Source organism: Kitasatospora sp. NPDC040550 (assembly GCF_055594965.1).
On the sequence record NZ_JBVIWC010000039.1, the window covers coordinates 47,053 to 64,958 of the forward strand.

15 protein-coding genes, 1 tRNA gene and 1 pseudogene are annotated in these 17,906 nt (G+C 72.8%); 5 read left to right on the forward strand and 12 right to left on the reverse strand.

Annotated features, from left to right (window positions below; genetic code table 11):
• Positions 1 to 4: 4 nt before the first annotated feature.
• The 10 genes from ACZ58X_RS36855 to ACZ58X_RS36900 form a co-directional block, all read right to left on the reverse strand.
• Positions 5 to 1,093, reverse strand: coding sequence for a polyprenyl synthetase family protein (locus tag ACZ58X_RS36855; protein ID WP_470337935.1), 1,089 nt, complete (start codon positions 1,091 to 1,093; stop codon positions 5 to 7).
• Positions 1,094 to 1,290: 197 nt separating this feature from the next.
• Positions 1,291 to 2,733, reverse strand: coding sequence for a hydroxysqualene dehydroxylase HpnE (gene hpnE / locus ACZ58X_RS36860; protein WP_470337936.1), 1,443 nt, complete (start codon positions 2,731 to 2,733; stop codon positions 1,291 to 1,293).
• 154 nt (positions 2,734 to 2,887) lie between these two features.
• A complete protein-coding gene (gene hpnD / locus ACZ58X_RS36865; RefSeq protein WP_360238874.1) occupies positions 2,888 to 3,745 on the reverse strand; it encodes a presqualene diphosphate synthase HpnD in 858 nt (285 codons plus the stop codon).
• 41 nt (positions 3,746 to 3,786) lie between these two features.
• Positions 3,787 to 4,734 carry a squalene synthase HpnC gene (hpnC, locus tag ACZ58X_RS36870; protein ID WP_470337937.1) on the reverse strand — a complete coding sequence of 316 codons (948 nt, stop codon included), beginning with the start codon at positions 4,732 to 4,734 and terminating at the stop codon, positions 3,787 to 3,789.
• A 292-nt stretch (positions 4,735 to 5,026) separates the two neighbouring features.
• On the reverse strand, positions 5,027 to 5,836 hold the full coding sequence (locus ACZ58X_RS36875) for an ABC transporter ATP-binding protein (RefSeq protein WP_470337938.1): 810 nt from the start codon (positions 5,834 to 5,836) through the stop codon (positions 5,027 to 5,029).
• Positions 5,829 to 6,770, reverse strand: coding sequence for an ABC transporter permease (locus ACZ58X_RS36880; RefSeq protein ID WP_470337939.1), 942 nt, complete (start codon positions 6,768 to 6,770; stop codon positions 5,829 to 5,831). The genes ACZ58X_RS36875 and ACZ58X_RS36880 overlap by 8 nt, the downstream gene beginning before the upstream one ends.
• A 140-nt stretch (positions 6,771 to 6,910) precedes the next feature.
• The gene (locus ACZ58X_RS36885) at positions 6,911 to 7,813 is read right to left on the reverse strand and encodes a glycosyltransferase family 2 protein (RefSeq protein ID WP_470337940.1); all 903 of its coding nucleotides are present in this window, start codon (positions 7,811 to 7,813) and stop codon (positions 6,911 to 6,913) included.
• Complete coding sequence (locus tag ACZ58X_RS36890) at positions 7,810 to 8,547, reverse strand: CDP-alcohol phosphatidyltransferase family protein (protein WP_470337949.1); 738 nt, start codon at positions 8,545 to 8,547, stop codon at positions 7,810 to 7,812. The genes ACZ58X_RS36885 and ACZ58X_RS36890 overlap by 4 nt, the downstream gene beginning before the upstream one ends.
• Positions 8,548 to 8,638: 91 nt before the next feature.
• Positions 8,639 to 9,700 (reverse strand): iron-containing alcohol dehydrogenase family protein, encoded by a 1,062-nt coding sequence (locus tag ACZ58X_RS36895; RefSeq protein WP_375885238.1) that lies wholly within the window; start codon positions 9,698 to 9,700, stop codon positions 8,639 to 8,641.
• Positions 9,688 to 10,443, reverse strand: a complete 756-nt coding sequence (locus ACZ58X_RS36900) for a phosphocholine cytidylyltransferase family protein (RefSeq protein ID WP_470337941.1) — start codon at positions 10,441 to 10,443, stop codon at positions 9,688 to 9,690. Before ACZ58X_RS36900 ends, ACZ58X_RS36895 begins: the two co-directional genes overlap by 13 nt.
• 494 nt (positions 10,444 to 10,937) lie before the next feature.
• Here ACZ58X_RS36900 and idi point away from each other — a divergent pair, with 494 nt between their 5' ends.
• The gene (idi, locus tag ACZ58X_RS36905) at positions 10,938 to 11,585 is read left to right on the forward strand and encodes an isopentenyl-diphosphate Delta-isomerase (RefSeq protein ID WP_470337942.1); all 648 of its coding nucleotides are present in this window, start codon (positions 10,938 to 10,940) and stop codon (positions 11,583 to 11,585) included.
• 125 nt (positions 11,586 to 11,710) lie between these two features.
• Here the strand turns inward: idi and ACZ58X_RS36910 are convergent, their stop codons facing one another.
• Positions 11,711 to 12,220 (reverse strand): ATP-binding protein, encoded by a 510-nt coding sequence (locus tag ACZ58X_RS36910; RefSeq protein ID WP_470337943.1) that lies wholly within the window; start codon positions 12,218 to 12,220, stop codon positions 11,711 to 11,713.
• Between the two features lie 420 nt (positions 12,221 to 12,640).
• Here ACZ58X_RS36910 and ACZ58X_RS36915 point away from each other — a divergent pair.
• A tRNA-Leu gene (locus ACZ58X_RS36915) sits at positions 12,641 to 12,725 on the forward strand.
• Between the two features lie 296 nt (positions 12,726 to 13,021).
• Positions 13,022 to 14,689: an APC family permease gene (locus ACZ58X_RS36920; RefSeq protein WP_470337944.1), complete on the forward strand. Its 1,668-nt coding sequence runs from the start codon at positions 13,022 to 13,024 to the stop codon at positions 14,687 to 14,689.
• A 122-nt stretch (positions 14,690 to 14,811) separates the two neighbouring features.
• On the opposite strand, the gene ACZ58X_RS36925 is transcribed toward ACZ58X_RS36920, so the two are convergent.
• Complete coding sequence (locus ACZ58X_RS36925; protein ID WP_470337945.1) at positions 14,812 to 15,783, reverse strand: class I SAM-dependent methyltransferase; 972 nt, start codon at positions 15,781 to 15,783, stop codon at positions 14,812 to 14,814.
• A gap of 219 nt (positions 15,784 to 16,002) precedes the next feature.
• Here ACZ58X_RS36925 and ACZ58X_RS36930 point away from each other — a divergent pair.
• Together ACZ58X_RS36930 and ACZ58X_RS36935 are read left to right on the forward strand one after the other, a co-directional pair.
• Positions 16,003 to 16,269: pseudogene (locus tag ACZ58X_RS36930) on the forward strand (DUF6624 domain-containing protein); the annotation flags it as partial.
• 115 nt (positions 16,270 to 16,384) lie between these two features.
• Positions 16,385 to 17,815 (forward strand): aldehyde dehydrogenase family protein, encoded by a 1,431-nt coding sequence (locus tag ACZ58X_RS36935; protein ID WP_470337946.1) that lies wholly within the window; start codon positions 16,385 to 16,387, stop codon positions 17,813 to 17,815.
• Positions 17,816 to 17,906: the final 91 nt, after the last annotated feature.

Here is a 17,906-nt window from a genome sequence, read left to right on the forward strand (position 1 = left end):
AACGTCACCTCTCTCGTACCACCACGAATTCGGCGAGTGCGACGAAGTGCTCGCGCACCTCGTCGGACATGGGCACCTCGTCCAGGGCGGCGAGGGCAGTCGTGTGCTGGCGGCGGGCCTCCTCCTGGGTCCAGGCCCGGCCGCCGGCCTGCTCGATCAGCGCGGCCCGGGCGGCGAGCTCGGGCTCGCCCTCCTCGCCCCGGCCCTTCGGGTCCGCGAGCTGCTCGGCCAGCCGGCGCGAGGCGGCGCCGCCCTCGGCGAGCGCGGCGGCGACCGGCAGGGACTTCTTGCGCTGGCGCAGGTCGCCCCAGTGCGGCTTGCCGGTGACCTCGGTCGCGCCCCAGATGCCGAGCAGGTCGTCCACCGCCTGGAAGGCCAGGCCCAGGTGGTGGCCGTAGCGCTGGAGGGCGTCGGAGACCTTGTCATCGGCCCCGGCCAGGACGGCGCCGATCGCCGAGGCGGCGGCCAGCAGGGCCGCCGTCTTGCCGCCCTCCATCTCCATGCACTCGGCGACGGTGACGCTGTCGCGCTGTTCGAAGGCGACGTCCATGGCCTGGCCGTCGATCAGTCTGCGGGTCGCGGTGGTGAGCAGCCGGACGGCGCGCGCGGCGTCGGCGGGGCTCGCGCCGCCGGTCACCCCGGCGTCGAGCAGCACCTCCGTGCCGAGCGTCGCCAGGGCGTCGCCGACCAGGATCGCCTGGGCCGGGCCGAAGACCGTCCAGGCGGTGGCCCGGTGCCGTCGGGTCTCGTCACCGTCCATCAGATCATCATGGAGCAGGGAGAAGTTGTGCACCAGTTCAACGGCCACCCCGCCGGGCACCCCGACCTCGGGCGCCGCACCGGCCGCCCGGGCCGACAGCAGGGCCAGCGCGGGGCGCACGGCCTTGCCGCCGTCGCCCTCCACCGGGGTGCCGTCCCGGTCGATCCAGCCGAAGTGGTAGGCCGCGACGGTGTCCATCGGTGCGGCCAGACGGGCGACGGTGGCCCGTAGCGGCGGGGCGCAGAGCGTCCGGCTGCGGGCCAGCAGCTCCGGCACCGAGACCGGTTCGGCGTGCGCCGTGCCTCCGACGGCGATGCCGGTGCGTGACTCCACGTGCGTTCCCTCTCCCTCGTGGTGCCGGACCGCACGGGGCGGCCGGGTACTGTCGGTGCGGCTGGTGTCGAAGCGGGTGGTGCCGAGGCGGCTGGTGTCGAAGCGGGTGGTGCCGAGGCGATCGGTGTCGGTACGGCCGATGGGGCCGACGGTACGCCCGTCGGCTCTGGCGGGCTCTCCGGCGGCGGGCCCCGCCGTCACCTGGGCCACCGCCCGTCGCCCCGCTCCACCGGGACCCTGGCACCGGCCGCGGCGAGCGCCGCGTCGGCGGCGGCGTGGCCGCTGCGCACCGCGCCCTCCATGGTCGCGGGCCACCCGGTGGCGGTCCACGCACCGGCCAGCAGCAGGCCGGGAACGCCGGTCGTGGCCCCGGGCCGCAGCGCGGCGCTGCCGGGCGCCCCGTCGAAGGTCGCGGTGCGCTCCCGGGTGACGAAGAAGTCCAGCACCTCGGCGCCGGCGGCGGCGGGCAGCAGCCGGGCCAGCTCGGGCAGGTAGCGGTCGCGCAGGTCGGCGACCGGCAGGTCGATCTCGTCCTGGACGGCCGACTGGGACAGCGCCAGGTACTGGGCGCCGGGGTGGGCACGGCCGATCGGGGTACCGGCCAGCCCGGAGTGGGTGGTGCGGTCGAAGACCCACTGGACCGGGCTGCCGAGCGCGGCGAAGAACGGCCGGCGCAGCACCTTGCGGTCGTAGACCACGTGCACGTTGAGGATCGGCGTGGTGCCGAGGTCCTCCAACCGGTGGGGGACGGCGCCCGGCGGCAGCAGGGCGGCCGCGGTGTCCTGGGCGCCGGCCAGCACCACGGTGTCGGCGGTGAGCAACTCGCCGTCCCCTGGTCGGCCGCCCTCCAGCCGGACGGCGTGCTGGGGCGCGGCCGGCTTGAGCTCCGCGACCCGGGCGCGCAGCAGCACCCGCACGCCGGCGCGTTCCAGCTCGGCGAGCGCCCGGTCGTGGTGGATCACGCCGAGCGGGACGGCAGCGATGCCGATGTCGGAGGCCCCCGGGTCGGAGAGCAGCCCGGTCTTGAAGACCATCGCGGCGAGCGCCAGGGACACCTGGTCGGCCCGGGCGTTCAGGGTGGCGACGCCGACCAGGTCCCAGAGCGCGGCCGTGGTGGCGGCGTTCTGCCCGTTGCGGCGCAGCCACGCGCCGAAGGAGAGCCCGTCCAGCGCCGGGTCGGCGAGGTCCAGGCCCTTGAGGGCGAGCGCGCCGCGGACCACCCGGGCGCGGTCGGCCGGGGACAGGTGCGGGTAGCGGGCGAGGCTGCCGGCCAGGTGCAGCGGGACGGGCAGGCCGGCCCGCCGCAGTCGGCCGAGGGTGCGCGCCGGGGCCCCGGCGGGGCCAGTGACGGAGAGCACCGGGACGTCCAGCCGGTCCTGGAGGTGGGTCATCCGGGTGGCGCCCAGGCGCTCCAGCAGCCCGCGGTAGGCGGTGCAGCAGCGCAGGAAGACGTGCTGGCCGTTGTCGACGGTCAGGTCGCCGCGCTGGAAGGAGAAGGCCAGGCCGCCGAGCCGGGGGCGCCCCTCGGCGAGGGTGACCCGGTGGCCGGCCTCGGCCAGCCGCAGGGCGGCGGTGATCCCGGCCAGGCCGCCGCCGACCACGACGGCGGCCGGGCGCGCGGCATCGGCTCGCCCGGTCATCGGCCCTCCCCCTCGCAGTCGCCGGACCGCCCGGCGACGGTCGCTGTCGCCGGCGCGCTCGCGGCCGGCACCGTCGTGGACGGCACCGTGGTCAACACGGCGCCGCCCTGATGTGATTCCCCGCTGACACAGCGTGACAGAACCGTGGCGAGAATCAAGAACGCCCCCCGGCGAGCCCGGAAAGCGCCACGTACGCCTTCTCCCAGCCCGGAAGCGACACCCGGCCGCGCAGCACCGACTCCGGATCGGCGGCGATCCGGCCGAGCAGCCGGTGGTAGATCCCGGCCATCGCGGCGGTGCAGGCGCGGCTGCGGCGGTCGAGCAGCGGCAGCAGCCGCAGGCCCTCCTCGAAGGCGGCCTGGGCACGGGCGGCCTCGAAGGCCACCAGCCCGGTGAAGTCGGCGCCGACCGGCGGCCTGGGCAGCGCGAAGCCCTGCTCGCAGCCGAACCGGACCAGGTCCTCGGTGGGCAGGTAGGTGCGGCCGGTCAGGGCGTCCTCGCGCAGGTCGCGCAGGATGTTGGTGAGCTGCAGGGCCAGGCCCAGGGTGTCCGCGTACTGCGCCCCGCGCTCCGGGTCCTCGCAGCCGTAGACGCCCAGCGAGAGCCGGCCGATGGCGCCGGCCACGCAGCGGCAGTAGACCTTGAGCTCCTCGTAGGTCTGGTACTCGGCGCCCTTGAGGTCCATCTCCACGCCGTCGATCAGCTCGTCGAAGCCGCCGAGCGGGATCGGGAAGCGCCGGGCCGCGTCGGCCAGGGCGACCTTGATCGGGTCGGTGTCGTCCTCGGCGACCGCCCCGGAGCGGACCTCGTCCACCAGCTCCCGGGTGCGCACCAGGGCCTCGGCCTTGCGGTCGGCCGGGAGGTCGCCGTCGCCGATGTCGTCCACCCGGCGGGCCAGCGCGTACAGGGCCGACATGGCCAGTCGCTTGGGCTCGGGCAGCAGGCGGATGCCGTAGCTGAAGTTGCGTGCCTGCAGTCCGGTGACTGCCTCGCAGTACCGGTACGCCGCCATGACCGGGGCCGACGCCAGTGGTGATGCCGCCACTCGGGCGTTCACCTTCCCTTCGCGAAGATGGCCGCCGCCTTCGCTGCGAGGCGGCGCTTGTCCGGCTTCGCCTGCCGGGCGAGCACGTCGTACCCGGCGTCCTCGACGGCCGCCAGGGCCGCGTAGCCGCCTGCGGTGAATCCCGCCAGGAGCAGTCGAAGCCTCCCCCGAACCGTACCTACCAATGGTGCGCCGCGGTCGAGCAGGGTGCGGGCCCGTTCGGCCTCGAACGCGATCAGCTCCCGGACCGCACCGGTCGCGGTGGGCTCGGCGAGCTCCTCCTCGGTGACGCCGAAGCGTTCCAGGTCCTCGGCGGGGAGGTAGATCCGGCCGCGGGAGAGGTCCTCGGCCACGTCCTGGAGGTGTTCGACCAGTTGGAGGGCGGTGCAGATGGCGTCCGAGAGGGCGATCCGCTCGGGGGTGGAGACGCCGGCGATGGACAGCACCAGGCGGCCGACCGGGTCGGCGGAGAGCGTGCAGTAGCCGACCAGGTCGTCGTAGCCGGCGTAGCGGGTGGTGGTCTGGTCCACCCGGTTGGCCTCGATCAGACGGCGGAACGGCTCGGGCGTCAGGCCGTGCCGGTCGACCAGCGGGACGAGGGCGCCCAGCAGCGGGTGCCGGGGCGCCTCGGCGCCCGCGGCGCGCAGCGCGGTCTCGAACACCCGGTCGAGGTCGCGCTCCAGTCCGTCGAGCAGGGCGAGCCGGAAGGAGACCTCCGCCGGGCTCGGCGGGCCGGACTGGGCCGAAGGAGTGGCGGGGGGCCGCTGCGCGATCCCGAGCAGGGCCGCGGTGGCGGCCGGATCGGCCAGGTCGCCGTCGCCGGCGTCGTCGACCAGCCGGGCGAAGCCGTAGACCGCCATCAGGTCGTCGCGCCAGGCCGCGGGCAGGAAGAAGGGGGCGACCGGGAAGTTCTCCGCACCCGCCTTCTCCAGGGTCTGTCCCGCGGAAGGGTTCACCGGCGTATCTCTGGGCTGGGCCGAAGCCGACACTGCAGTCACTCCCCCGTTCTACACCGCTCGGTACCACCGGTCCGACTCGGACACGCGTCCGAGCGCGGGCGTCACGTACGGCACACCGCCCCCGCGCCCCCAGCCTGACACCACGCGCCGCGCCCGAGAAGAGCGCCCCGCCCGGCGCACGGTGGCGCTCACCCCCGCGGCGGCGGGCCACCCGGGGTAGCGGAGCACGCCGAAGGGCCGGCCCCGGAGCGTTCCGGGGCCGGCCCTCGAGTGCCGGGGCGCTGCGGCGCTACGGGCGCTCGCCGCGCTCGTAACGGCCGACGACCTCCTCGGTCGGGCCGTCCATGATCAGCTCGCCGGCCTCGATCCAGATGGTCCGCTCGCAGACCTCGCGGATCGAGTTGTTGTCGTGGCTGACCAGGAAGACGGTACCGGCGGAGCCGCGCAGCTCCTCGATCCGCTTCTTGCTGCGCTGCTGGAAGGCCTGGTCGCCGGTGGCCAGGGCCTCGTCGATCAGCAGCACGTCGTGGGTCTTGGCGGCGGCGATGGAGAAGCGCAGCCGGGCGCCCATGCCGGAGGAGTAGGTGCGCATCGGCAGGGAGATGAAGTCCCCCTTGTCGTTGATCCCGGAGAAGTCGACGATCTCCTGGTAGCGCGCCTTCACCTGGGCCGGGCTCATGCCCATCGCCAGGCAGCCCAGGATGACGTTGCGCTCACCGGTGAGCTCGTTCATCAGGGCCGCGTTGACGCCCAGCAGCGAGGGCTGGCCGTTGGTGTAGATGCCGCCCTTCTCGGTCGGCAGCAGGCCCGCGATGGCGGCCAGCATGGTCGACTTGCCGGAGCCGTTGGAGCCGATCAGACCGACCGCCTCGCCCTTGTACGCGGTGAAGCTGATGCCCTTGACCGCGTGCACCTCGCGCACGCCGGAACCGCGCTTGCGGCTGAGGATGCGGCTCATCGCCGAGGTGGCACTGCCCTTGCCGGAACCGGCGCCGTGCACCCGGTAGACGATGTGGACGTCGTCGACGACGACGGTGGGCTCGCGGGCCACGCTCGTGGCCGGGACGGCATCGCGCTTGCTCAGGTCGGTGTCAGCCACGGCCGTACTCCTCCTCGGCCTTCCAGAAGAAGACGTATCCGATGACGAACATGCCGACCGCCCAGGCGATGCCGTAGGTCCACTGGTGCGGCGGAAGGGTCTGGTGGACGGCCTGGTGCTTGTTGTAGATGATCGGCGCGAATGCGTGGCGCAGCAGGTCCATGTAGACGGAGGCCGGGTTGACGGCCATGATCGTCTGAATGTAGTGCGGCCAGGTCTGGATCTTGTCCTGGATGCTGAACATCACGCCGGACAGGAACATCCAGGCCCGCATCACGAACGGGATCAGCTGGGAGATGTCACTGGTCTTGGACCCGATCCGGGCGAAGATCAGCGAGATGCCGGTGTTGAACAGCGTCTGCAGCAGCAGGGCCGGGATGACCAGCAGCCAGGTCTTGCCCGGCTTGATGCCGCCGGCCAGCACGGTGACGACCAGCACCACCATCGAGATCAGCAGCTGCTGGAGCTGGATCACGGTGAAGGCGATCGGCAGGCTGGCGCGCGGGAAGTGCAGCGCGCGGATCAGGCCGAGGTTGTCGGAGATCGCCCGGGTGCCGGACTGCACCGCGTTCTGGGTGAACTGGAAGACGAAGACGCCGATGCACAGCCAGGCGATGTAGGTGTGCCCGGGGAAGCCCTGCTTGCTCGCCAGGATCACGCCGAAGACCAGGTAGAACACCCCGCAGTTGAGCAGCGGGGTGACGACCTGCCACAGCTGGCCCAGCTTGGCGTCGGTGTACTGGGCCACCAGGCGGGCGGTGGCGAAGGCCCAGATGAAGTGGCGCCGGTTCCAGAGCTGCTTGGTGTACGCGAACAGACCGGGGCGGGCACCGCTCACCGACAGGCCGTACTTGTCCGCAAGCTGCTTGGGGGTCAGGCCCGCATCCGCCCCCCTCGGGGCTGAGAGGCTGACGGGTTCACTCACTGTCGACACATTCGTCCTTCGCGCGGGATCGGTCGGGGCGGCCGGTCGGCGGGGGTCCGCCGGCCTTGCGCCGATGGGGATCCTGGGATCACGGGGGGGTTCCGGCCGGTGTGTGGTCACCGGCCACGGCGATCGATCGTCTGATCCAATCAGATGATCGGAGGACGTCCCATCCTGGTCAGTCGCCAGACGGTACGCCATCGCATGGGCTTCCGCGCACCGCAGGGTTCGCGGAAACCCGCCCGGAATCCGCTCAGCCAGGCCTTCAAACCCTCCGCGGAGGGACGTCGGGCCAGGGTCAGCAGAAACCAGGTTCCCAGATAGAGAGGCACCAACGGGGCCGGAAGGTTCCGCCTCGCGAGCCAGACCCTGTTACGGGCCACGTTGTGGAAGTAGGCGGCGTGCCGGGCCGGCGAGGTGGCGGGGTGGTGCAGCACCACGTCCGCCCGGTAGTCGATGGCCCAGCCGGCGTCCAGGGCGCGCCACGCGAGGTCGGTCTCCTCGTGGGCGTAGAAGAACTCGGCCGGCAGCTGCCCGGCCTGCTCGAACACCTTGCAGCGCACGGCGCTCGCGCCGCCCAGGAAGGTGGTCACCCGGGAGGAGCGCATCGGGTCGCTGGCGCGCAGCCGGGGGACGTGCCGGCGCTGGGTGACGCCGGTGTCCGGGTCCTCGATCCGGAAGGACACGATGCCCAGCTCCGGGTCGGCGGTGAAGGCCTCGCGCAGCAGGCGGGCGGAGTCGGTGCGCGGCAGCAGGCCGTCGTCGTCCAGGAAGAGGACGGCGTCCACCTCCCGGCCGTCCGGCCCGAACAGCTCGATGCCGACGTTGCGGCCGCCCGGGATGCCCAGGTTCTCCGGCAGCTCGACGCTGCGCACGCCGGCCGGCAGCGGGGGCAGCTTCGCGCCCTGGCCGACCACGGCGAACTCGACCTCCGGGCCCTCCTGGGCGCGGACGGACTCGATCAGGGCGTTGAGCTCGGCGGGCCGGTTGCCCATGGTGATGATCACGACGCCGAGGCGGAAGCTCTCCGCGGTGGTGGTGGAAGTGGTCATCGGAGCCTGCTCGAAAGGACGATGCTCAGCAGGTGCAGCACGGTCTGCAGCATGGCGATCGCCGCCAGCACCACGACCGCGATCCGGGTGAAGAACAGTCCGCCGTGCACCGCGTCGGCGATCCCGGCCGCCAGGATGAACAGCGAGGCCTCGACCGCGCCGACCAGGCGGTGGAACTTGAGCAGCGAGGCGGCCCGGCGGGCCTTGGCCACCGAGGCGGACCGCGGCACCGAGGCGCTGTCCTCGACTGCCGTCAGGCCGCTGCGGGCCCGGGCCACGTCCACCAGGTCCGTCTCGGACTTGATCAGGATCGCGCCGAGCGCGGCCAGCGTGCCCAGGAACGCCCACTCCCAGTGCGAGCCGCCGCCCTCGCGGTGCAGCAGGTCGGTGGCGCGCAGGCCCAGGCCGGTCAGCAGGGCCGCCTCGGACATGTAGTGCCCGACCCGGTCCAGGTAGACGCCGGTGACCGAGGTCTGCCGGCGCCAGCGGGCCACCTCGCCGTCCACGCAGTCCAGCAGCAGGTAGACCTGGATCAGCAGCGCGCCCAGGACGGCGCCGGTGATGCCCGGCACGATCAGGGCGGCACCGGCCAGGATGCCGGTGAACATCATCAGGTAGGTCAGGCCGTTGGGCGTGATCGCCGTCATGGTGGACAGCACGCGGGTGATCCGCAAGGAGATCTTCCGCATGTAGAGGCGCCCGGCCCAGTGCTCGGCGCTGCGGCGCTGGAGCATGCCCTCCGGGTGGATCACCGCCCGCAGCTCCTCGATCGAGGGTCGGCGGGTCAGGTCCACCGGGGGCCGCTCGGCGCCCGCGGTGGAGGGGTCAGCTGTTGACGGCTTGGACATAGTCGGCGTACGCGTCCCTGATTGCGGAAGGGGAGAGGTCGAGGTGTTCCAGGATGGTGTAGCGGCCCGGGCGGGTGTTCGGAGCGTAGTGCACCGCCTCGGTGAACTCCGCTTCGGTGAAACCCATCTGAGCTGCGGTCACCGGCAGCCCGTGGCTCGCCAGGCGCTCCACGATCAGACCGGTCAGCTCGCGCTCGCCCCGCAGGAAGCTGGCGAACGCCGCACCGAGGCCGACCTGTTCGCCGTGCTGGGCGGAACGCTTGGGGTACAGCACGTCCAGGGCATGCGAGATCTCGTGGCAGGCGCCCGACGACGGTCGGGTGCTGCCCGCGATGTTCATCGCGATGCCGGACAGTACCAGGGCTTCCGCGAGGGCCGTCAGGAGGTCCTGGTCCTGAATGTTTCCTGGATGCCGCAGCAGGTTCTCGCCCGCCGAGCGGGCCATCGCGACGGCCAGTCCGTCCACCGGCTCGCCGGTGACGGTGTGCGACAACTCCCAGTCCGCGCAGGCCGAGATGTTGGAGACGACGTCCCCGATGCCGGCCGCCACGAAGCGCTGCGGGGCCTGCCGGATCACGTCCAGGTCGACGATGATGCCGATCGGGCCGGGCACCCCGTAGGAGCCCCGGCCGGCGTCGTTGTCGAGGGTGGAGACCGGGGAGCAGATGCCGTCGTGCGCGAGGTTGGTGGCCACCGCGACCACCGGCAGGCCGACCCGGGCGGCGGCGTACTTGGCGGCGTCGATGATCTTGCCGCCGCCGAGGCCGACGACCGCGTCGTAGTGCTTGCCGCGCATCTCCTCGGCGAAGCGCACCGCGCTGTCGAGGCTGCCGTCGTCCACGTTGTACCAGTCGGCGCCGGGCAGGGCCGGCTCCAGGCGCGCGCGCATCGCGGCGCCGGAGCCGTTGCTGATCGCCACCGCGATCCGGCCCGAGGCCGACAGCCTCTGGTCCGCGAGGATGCCGCCGAGCGCGTCCAGCGCGCCCGGGCGGATCTCCGCGAACAGCGGCGACGGGACCAGTCGGGTCAGTACTGGCACGCGATCTCCCGGGCCTTCGCCAGGTCGTCGTGGTTGTCGACCTCGACCCAGGACACCTCGCCGATCGGCTGCACGTCGATCCGCAGGCCCCGGTCGACCATCTCCTGGTAGCCGTCCTCGTAGTACAGCTGCGGGTCGCGCTCGTAGGTGGCGCGCAGCGCGTCGGTCAGGTCCGCGGCCGCGGCCGGGTTGATCACCGTGACGCCGATGTACTCGCCGGTCGCCTCGGTCGGGTCCATCAGCTTGGTGATGCGGCGCATGCCGGCGGCCGGGTCGACGACGACCTTCATCTCCTCGTCGGCGAGCTTCTTCACCGTGTCGAGGGCGAGCAGGATGCCGGGGGCCCGGCCGTCCTCGACGAGGCGCTGGTTGCCCTCCAGCATGGTGCGCTGGACGGAGGCCGGGTGGACGGTGTCGCCGTTGGCCAGCAGCAGGCCCTCGGCGAACAGCTCGCGGGCGCACCAGAGCGAGTAGGCGTTGTTCCACTCCTCGGCCTTGTCGTTCTCGACCAGGTGGAGCTTCACCCCGTACTTGCTCTCCAGGGCGTCCTTGCGGTCGTACACCGCCTCCTTGCGGTAGCCGACGACGATCGCCGCCTCGCGCAGTCCGACCTCGGCGAAGTTGCCCAGGGTGAGGTCCAGGACGGTCCGCTCCCCGTCGACCGGCACCAGCGCCTTGGGCAGGGTGTCGGTGTACGGGCGCAGCCGGCGGCCGGCGCCGGCTGCCAGAACGAGGCCGATCATGCGGGGTCTCCTGATCCGTGGTGCGTCGTGCGGTCCGCGCGGGGATGTGCCGACGGGCCCGGCGGCGCTGTTGCCGGTCGGGCCGGCGTACGGCCGGGCCCGGCGGCGGCGCGCCGGACCGGCACAGATCCGGGCAGCGTGTCGTAAGCGATGGTAGGCGACCCGGGCGACGCGCCCGAACGCGGCCGGAGGCGCCGGGGTGACGACGCGGTGGAGGTGCGGTGATCGAACAGAATGGGAACGGATACCGAACTGGCCTTCGGGACCAATGACCCTTCCGGGGCCTTCCCGGACCGTTTCCGGTACGGATCCGGACGCCCCCGCGTCATGATCCGCCCGGTTGTGCGTGGGACCCGTCCGGACCGCCACCCATACGGCAGACTGGAGCCCGACGCCGGTGCCGGTGCCCGCGCCGCGTCCCGAGCCCCCCGACGGGTGCCCACGACGCGCTCGGCGCTCCCGTTGCTCCCGCTCCCCCTCCCGAAAGAGGCCCCATGCCCCAGAGTCCGCCGACCGACCCGACCCACTTCGCCGCCGAGATCGACAGCGGCCTGGACGTGGAGACAGACGTGACGGTCGACCCCCGGGCCACCGCCCCCTCGAGCACCGAGATCCTGCTGGAACTGGTCGACGACGAGGGCGTCACCATCGGCACCGGCGAGAAGCTCTGGGCCCACCAGCAGCCGGGCCGGCTGCACCGGGCCTTCTCGGTCTTCCTGTTCGACCGCCAGGGCCGGATGCTGCTCCAGCGCCGAGCCCTCACCAAGTACCACTCCCCCGGTGTCTGGTCGAACACCTGCTGCGGGCACCCGTACCCGGACGAGCCGCCGTTCGTGGCCGCCGCCCGGCGCACCGCCGAGGAGCTGGGCATCGCGCCGGCACTGCTCTGCGAGGCCGGCACCGTCCGCTACGACCTGCCGGACGAGGCCACCGGGCTGATCGAGCGGGAGTGGAACCACCTGTTCGTCGGGCTGGTCACCGCGCCGGTTGAGCCGGCCCCGGAGGAGGTCGAGGACTTCGCCTTCGTGACCGCGCAGGAGCTGCGCGAGCTGCGGGCCGAGCGGCCGTTCTCGGTCTGGTTCGAGACCGTCTTCGAGGCCGCGCTGCCGGGGATCCGGGAGATCGCCGGCCGGGACTGGTAGCGGACGCCGGTCCGTGCGGGTGGCCGTCCCCGACCGGGGGCGGCCGTCTTCGTGCGGGGCGCGGCCGCCTTCCGGTGGTGCGCCGCCCGCCGCCGCGGCGGTGACCGCCGCCGAGGGGGCGCCCGTCAGGACCCGGGCTCCGGGGGGACGGGCAGCGAGGCCCAGATGACCTTGCCGCCCTCCCCCGTGTGCTCGACGTCGCACACCCCGCCCGCCTGGAGGGTGACGCTCTTCACCAGCAGCAGCCCGCGCCCGCCGGTGCGGCCGGTGTCGCTCTCCAGGGCCTTCGGCCGGTACGGGTCGCCGTCCTCGACCGAGACCCGCACCCAGCCCCGGCTCACCGACAGCTCGGTGGTCACCTCGGGCGACAGCTCGGCCGCGTGCTTCACCGCGTTGCCGACCAGCTCGGAGACGATCAGCAGCACGTCGTCCACCAGCTCCTGGTAGCGCACCCCGGTCATGCCCTGGGCCAGCAGGCGGTCCCGCACCGCGTGGCGGGTACGCGGCACGGAGGCCTCGACGGCGGGCACCCGGAAGCGCCACACGCCCTCGACGGGACCGTCGGCGGTCGGTCGGCGGCCCGACCGGGCGCCGCGTCTCGGCTCGGCCTTCGCCGCCCCGCTGATCTGCTCCACGTCCAGCCGCCCTTCGTCCGCGACCCGGGAATCAGGCGATCCGCATCATGGCGCCCTCGGTCCACAGAGGCTAGGAGAGCGGTCGGTGCGGCCGTGGCACCGTCGACAAGTTGCCCGTGTCGGATCGGTTCCGACCGGAACCGATCGCGGGCGGGGGCGGAGCCGATCGTTTGCTTCGCGCTCGCCACCGCTTCGCCCGGCGTTCGAGCGCCCTCGCGAGCCGTCCCAGCCAGTCCGGACGGACCGGGCGCCCCACCGTCCCCGGCCCCTGGCGCCGGGGACGGGACGGGGCGGCGGCCCCGGCGAGCCGGGGGCGGGGCGGGGAGCCGAGGAAACGCAGGTGAGAAGCACTCCGGAAGCCTGGTAATGTTCTCTCTGTCGCCGAGGGGGCGAGAGAAAAACCCCCGAAGCACACACCCTGTCCGGGTGGCGGAATGGCAGACGCGCTAGCTTGAGGTGCTAGTGCCCTTTATCGGGCGTGGGGGTTCAAGTCCCCCCTCGGACACAACAGAAATTCCCCGTGGAATCCGAAAGGATCCCACGGGGAATTTCCTTTTTCCGGCCCACGGCCGACTCCCCCGCGTGATCCACCCCCGACGGCGGTGTGGCGCCGGTCTCGTTGAGCGGTCCCGGCCGTCCGGAAACCGGACACGAGATGGCAACGATCGGGCGGTTTGAGCTTCCTCTGAGGTATTCGCCCCATTTGAAACCATAGGCTGCTGGGGTTTGTCCGGAATACCGACCCAAAACCGTAAAAGCGCCGACACCATCCGCTGAACCCCGAGCGAGAGGACCGATACGTTGAGTGAGCCCGATTCGCCGACGGCATCACACCAGAACTACCGCCGATCGCTCGGCACGATCAGCCTCACCGCGGTCGGGCTCGGCTCGATCATCGGCTCCGGCTGGCTGTTCGGCGCCGAGCGGGCCGCCCGGCTGGCCGGCCCCGCCTCGATCCTCGCCTGGGTGATCGGCGCCGCCGTGGCGCTCACCATCGCGCTCACCTACAGCGAGCTCGGGTCGATGTTCCCCAAGGCCGGCGGCATGGTCCGGTACGGCCAGTACTCGCACGGCTCGCTGGCCGGCTACCTGGCCGCCTGGGCCAACTGGATCGCCATCGTCTCGGTCATCCCGGGCGAGGCCACGGCATCCGTCCAGTACATGAGCTCCTGGCACTTCGACTGGGCCAAGGGCCTGTACGACGGCAAGGAACTCACCCTCAGCGGGGTGGCGCTGGCCAGCGTGCTGCTGGTCGTGTACTTCGTCCTCAACTGGTTCGCGATCACGCTGTTCGCCAAGACCAACACGGCGATCACCGTGTTCAAGGTCGTCGTGCCGACGCTGACCGCCGGCGCGCTGCTCCTCGCGCACTTCGACACCTCGCACTTCACCGAGCCGGGCGGCTTCGCCCCGAACGGCTGGAGCGCGGTGTTCACCGCCGTCGCCGTCTCCGGCATCGTCTGGGCCTTCAACGGCTTCCAGTCCCCGCTCAACCTGGCCGGCGAGGCCCGCAACCCCGGCAAGTCGCTGCCCAAGGCCGTCATCGGCTCGATCCTGATCGCCCTGGTGATCTACGTCGCGCTGCAGGTGGCGTTCATCGGCGCCATCCCGGCCGCGGACCTGTCGAACGGCTGGAGCAGCCTCTCCTACACCTCGCCGCTCGCGGACCTCGCGATCGCCTGGGGCATCAACTGGCTCGCGCTGCTGCTCTACGCGGACGCCTTCGTCTCGCCGTCCGGCACCGGCATGATCTACGCCGCCACCACCTCGCGCATGATCCACGGCGTGCAGGAGAACGGCCACCTGCCGAAGCTCTTCGGCAAGGTCGACGCCAAGACCGGCATCCCGCGCCCGGCACTGCTGCTGAACCTGGTGGTCGCCTTCCTGTTCCTCGCGGTCTTCCGCGGCTGGGGCTCGCTGGCCGAGATCGTCTCCGTCGCCACCGTGATCTCGTACATCACCGGCCCGGTCGCCGTGATGGCGCTGCGCCGCCTCGCGCCGGACCTCCAGCGCCCGGTGAAGCTCAAGGCCATGCCGGTGATCGCGCCGATCGCGATGGTCTTCGGCTCGCTGGTGCTCTACTGGGCCCGCTGGCCGCTCACCGGCAAGGTCATCCTGCTGATGGCCGCCGGTGTGCCGATCTGGGCCTGGTACGAGCTGCGCAAGCCCTTCGAGCAGTTGAAGCCGCACCTCAAGGCGGGCGCCTGGATGGTCGCCTACCTGTTCGTGATGGCCGGGGTCTCCTGGGCCGGCAGCTCCGACTTCGGCGGGCACGGCTACCTGCCGGAGGGCTGGGACCTGCTGATCGTGGCCGCGATCGGCCTGGCCTTCTACTACTGGGGCGTCGCCAGCGCCTGGGCCAACCCCTCCCTGGCCGAGGTGCGCCGCGAGCTGGCGGCCGAGGCGGAGGCGGAGGCGTCCGCCGAGGCCGCGGGCAACGCCGGGGCCGCGGAGCCTTCGCGGGTCTGAGCGGGTACACAGCCGAGAAGGGCCGGTCGGGTTTCCGACCGGCCCTTCGGCGTCGCCGGGGCGGGGGTGCTGGAACGGCTCCGGTCAGCGGCAGCGGGCGCGGCTCAGGTCAACGGCAGCAGTCAGCGGCAGCGGGCGCGGCGGATCGCCGAGGTGACCAGTGGGGGCAGCAGGTCCTTGGCGACGCGCTTGGCGACGTTGACCGGGCGGCGCGCCTCCGCAGCGCGGGCGCGGCGGGCGGCGAGCTCCAGCGCGGCCTCGTCCCGGGCCGTCCGGTCCGCGTCCTCGGGTGCCGACGCCCCGACCGCCCGCGGCCGGTGCCGGGACGGGCGGAACGGCCGGATGCCCTCCGAGCTGCCCGCCATCCGCAGCACCTGCCGGCGGTTGAGGGTCTCGGTGCTGAGCTCGCAGCCGACCGCGAGGTCCACCCGGTCGAGCAGGTCGCGCTGGAACGGCTCCGGGTCGCCCCAGGTGCCGTAGAACTTGCACTCGGTGAGCACGATCGGCCTGAGGCCGTGGTTGAACACCGCCTCCCAGGTCGCCGCCGCGACGCCGGGGGTGTGCTGGGACCGGTAGTCGTCCAGGACCACGACGCCCTGCTCCTGCAGCGCGGTCCGGGCCACCTGGAGGTCGCCGACCACGTGCTCGTACAGGTGCGAGGCGTCGATGTGGACGAAGCGGTAGGCCCCCGCCGGGACCCGTCCGCCCGCGAGCGCCGAGGTCGGGGCCTGGACGATGTCCGGCAGCCGGTCGTGGAAGGACAGGTAGTTGGCCTCGAAGGCCGACCGGGTCAGCGTCTTCCGGTAGGAGTCGTCCATCTCACTGGAGTTCTCCTCGTCCGGCGCGTCCGAGTCGAACAGGTCACAGACGGTGAACGTCTCACCGGGCCGGAGGTGCTCCCCGATCACGATCGCGCTACGGCCGAGGTAGGCGCCCATCTCCATGAGGTCGCCGGTGACGCCCAGCCTCGCCTGGCGCCCGAGGAACCACTCGAAGGAGTGCCGGTCGTGGTCCCAGAACCATCCCGGAACCTCCTCCAGCACGGCCGGCCCGACGGGCTGCCGCGGTTCGCCCGTCAACGCGGTGTCGGTCACGGGATGCTCCTTTGCAGTACGGATGACCTGCGGGTGCTGAGCCGTACCTCGGCGTGGTGACGGCCTGCCCGGCCCCGGGCACGAACCGGATCACCGCACGTGCACGAGGCGCCCCCCATCGACAGTAGGCCCCCGCCGCGAAGTCCGCCGCGAACCGCGGCGGGTGCGCCGCCCGGGTCGCCGGCCCGCTCGGCCGTCCGCTCGGCCGTCCCGCGGCCGGAGCTGAACACGGCCCGGCGGGCGGTGGAGCTGATGGCCGAGGCGGTCGCGGAGGGCGCCGCGAGCGCCCGCGACCTGGCCTTCCTCCAGGACCGACCGGCCGTCAACGAGGGCCGGGAGCAGCGCTACGGGACCCAGATCGGCGCGGTGGTGGACGGCCGGCCGGTGCCTTGGCCGTGCGAGGACCCGGAGCGGCTGGACGAACGCCGGGCGCGGGTCGGGATCGAAGCGTTCGACGAGTACACCGCGCGGTTCGCCCCCGAGTGACCGGCCGGTCACCTCGGCGGGATTGGCTCTTGCGCGCGGCTGTCCGGCCGCCTTGACTGACCTTCCGACGCGCACCGTCGGCCGAAGAGCGGCTGACCAGCCGAAAGGATGATCCGTGCAGCAGGAGTACGCGGAGTACGGCGACCAGTACATCGACGGCGCCTGGCGGCCCTCCCGGGACTCCGGCACGATCCCCGTGCTCAACCCGGCCACCGAGCAGCTGCTCGCCACCGTGCCGGCCGGTGCGGCGGCCGATGTCGACGCCGCGGTGGCGGCGGCCCGCCGGGCGGCCCGGGGCTGGGCCGCCACCACCCGCGAGGAGCGGCTGGCGCTGCTCACCCGGCTGCGGGACGGACTGGCCGACGCCCAGGCGGAGATCACCTCGACCGTGGTCGCCGAGCTGGGCGCCCCGGTCGGCTTCGCCGGGGCCGTGCACGCCGGGCTGCCGCTGACCGTGGCGACCTCCTACCTGAGCCTGCTGGCCGGCTACTCCTTCGAGGAGCGGATCGGCAACTCGGTGGTGTTCGCCGAGCCGGCCGGGGTGGTGGCGGCGATCACGCCGTGGAACTACCCGCTGCACCAGATCGTCGCCAAGGTCGTCCCGGCGCTGGCGGCCGGCTGCCCGGTGGTCCTCAAGCCGGCCGAGGACACCCCGCTGGTGGCCCGGCTGTTCGCCCGGCTGGTGGACGAGGCCGGCCTCCCCGCCGGGGTGTTCAACCTGGTGACCGGCACCGGGGCGATCGCGGGCGCCGCGCTCGCCGCCCATCCGGAGGTGGACGTGGTCTCCTTCACCGGCTCCACCGCCGTCGGCCGGCAGGTCGCCGAGGTGGCCGGGCGCGGGCTCAAGCGGGTCGCCCTGGAGCTGGGCGGCAAGTCCGCCAACGTGGTGCTGCCGGGCGCCGACCTGGCCCGGGCGGTGAACGTGAACGTCGCCAACGTCTTCGCCAACTCCGGCCAGACGTGCAGCGCCTGGACCCGGCTGCTGGTGCACGTGGACCAGTACGAGGAGGCGGTCGCGCTCGCCGCCAAGGCCGCCGAGAAGTACGTCCCGGGCGACCCGGCCGACCCGCGGACCCGGATCGGCCCGCTGGTCAACGCCCGGCAGCTGGAGCGGGTCCGCGGCTACCTGGCGGGCGCGCTCGCCCAGGGCGCCCGGCTGGTGGCCGGCGGCCCGGAGCCGCTGGCCGAACTCCCCACCGGCCACTACGTCCGGCCGACCGTCCTCGCCGACGTCACCCCGGAGATGACGGTGGCCCAGGAGGAGGTCTTCGGGCCCGTCCTGGCGATCCTCCCCTACCGCGACGAGGACCACGCGGTCGAGATCGCCAACGGCACGGCCTACGGGCTGGCCGGCGGCGTCTGGGCGACGAACACCGACACCGCCGCCGCCTTCGCCCGCCGGCTGGACACCGGACAGGTGGACCTCAACGGCGGCCGGTTCAACCCGCTGGCACCGTTCGGCGGTTACAAGCACTCCGGGCTCGGCCGCGAGCTGGGGCGGCACGGGCTGGAGGAGTTCCTGCAGTACAAGTCGCTGCAGTACTAGTGTCCTGAGTCAGGAATTCGCTTCAGATATCCGGCTAGGCGGTCGAGGATCTCGTCGGCTGTCTTGGTCCAGACGTAGGGCTTCGGGTTGG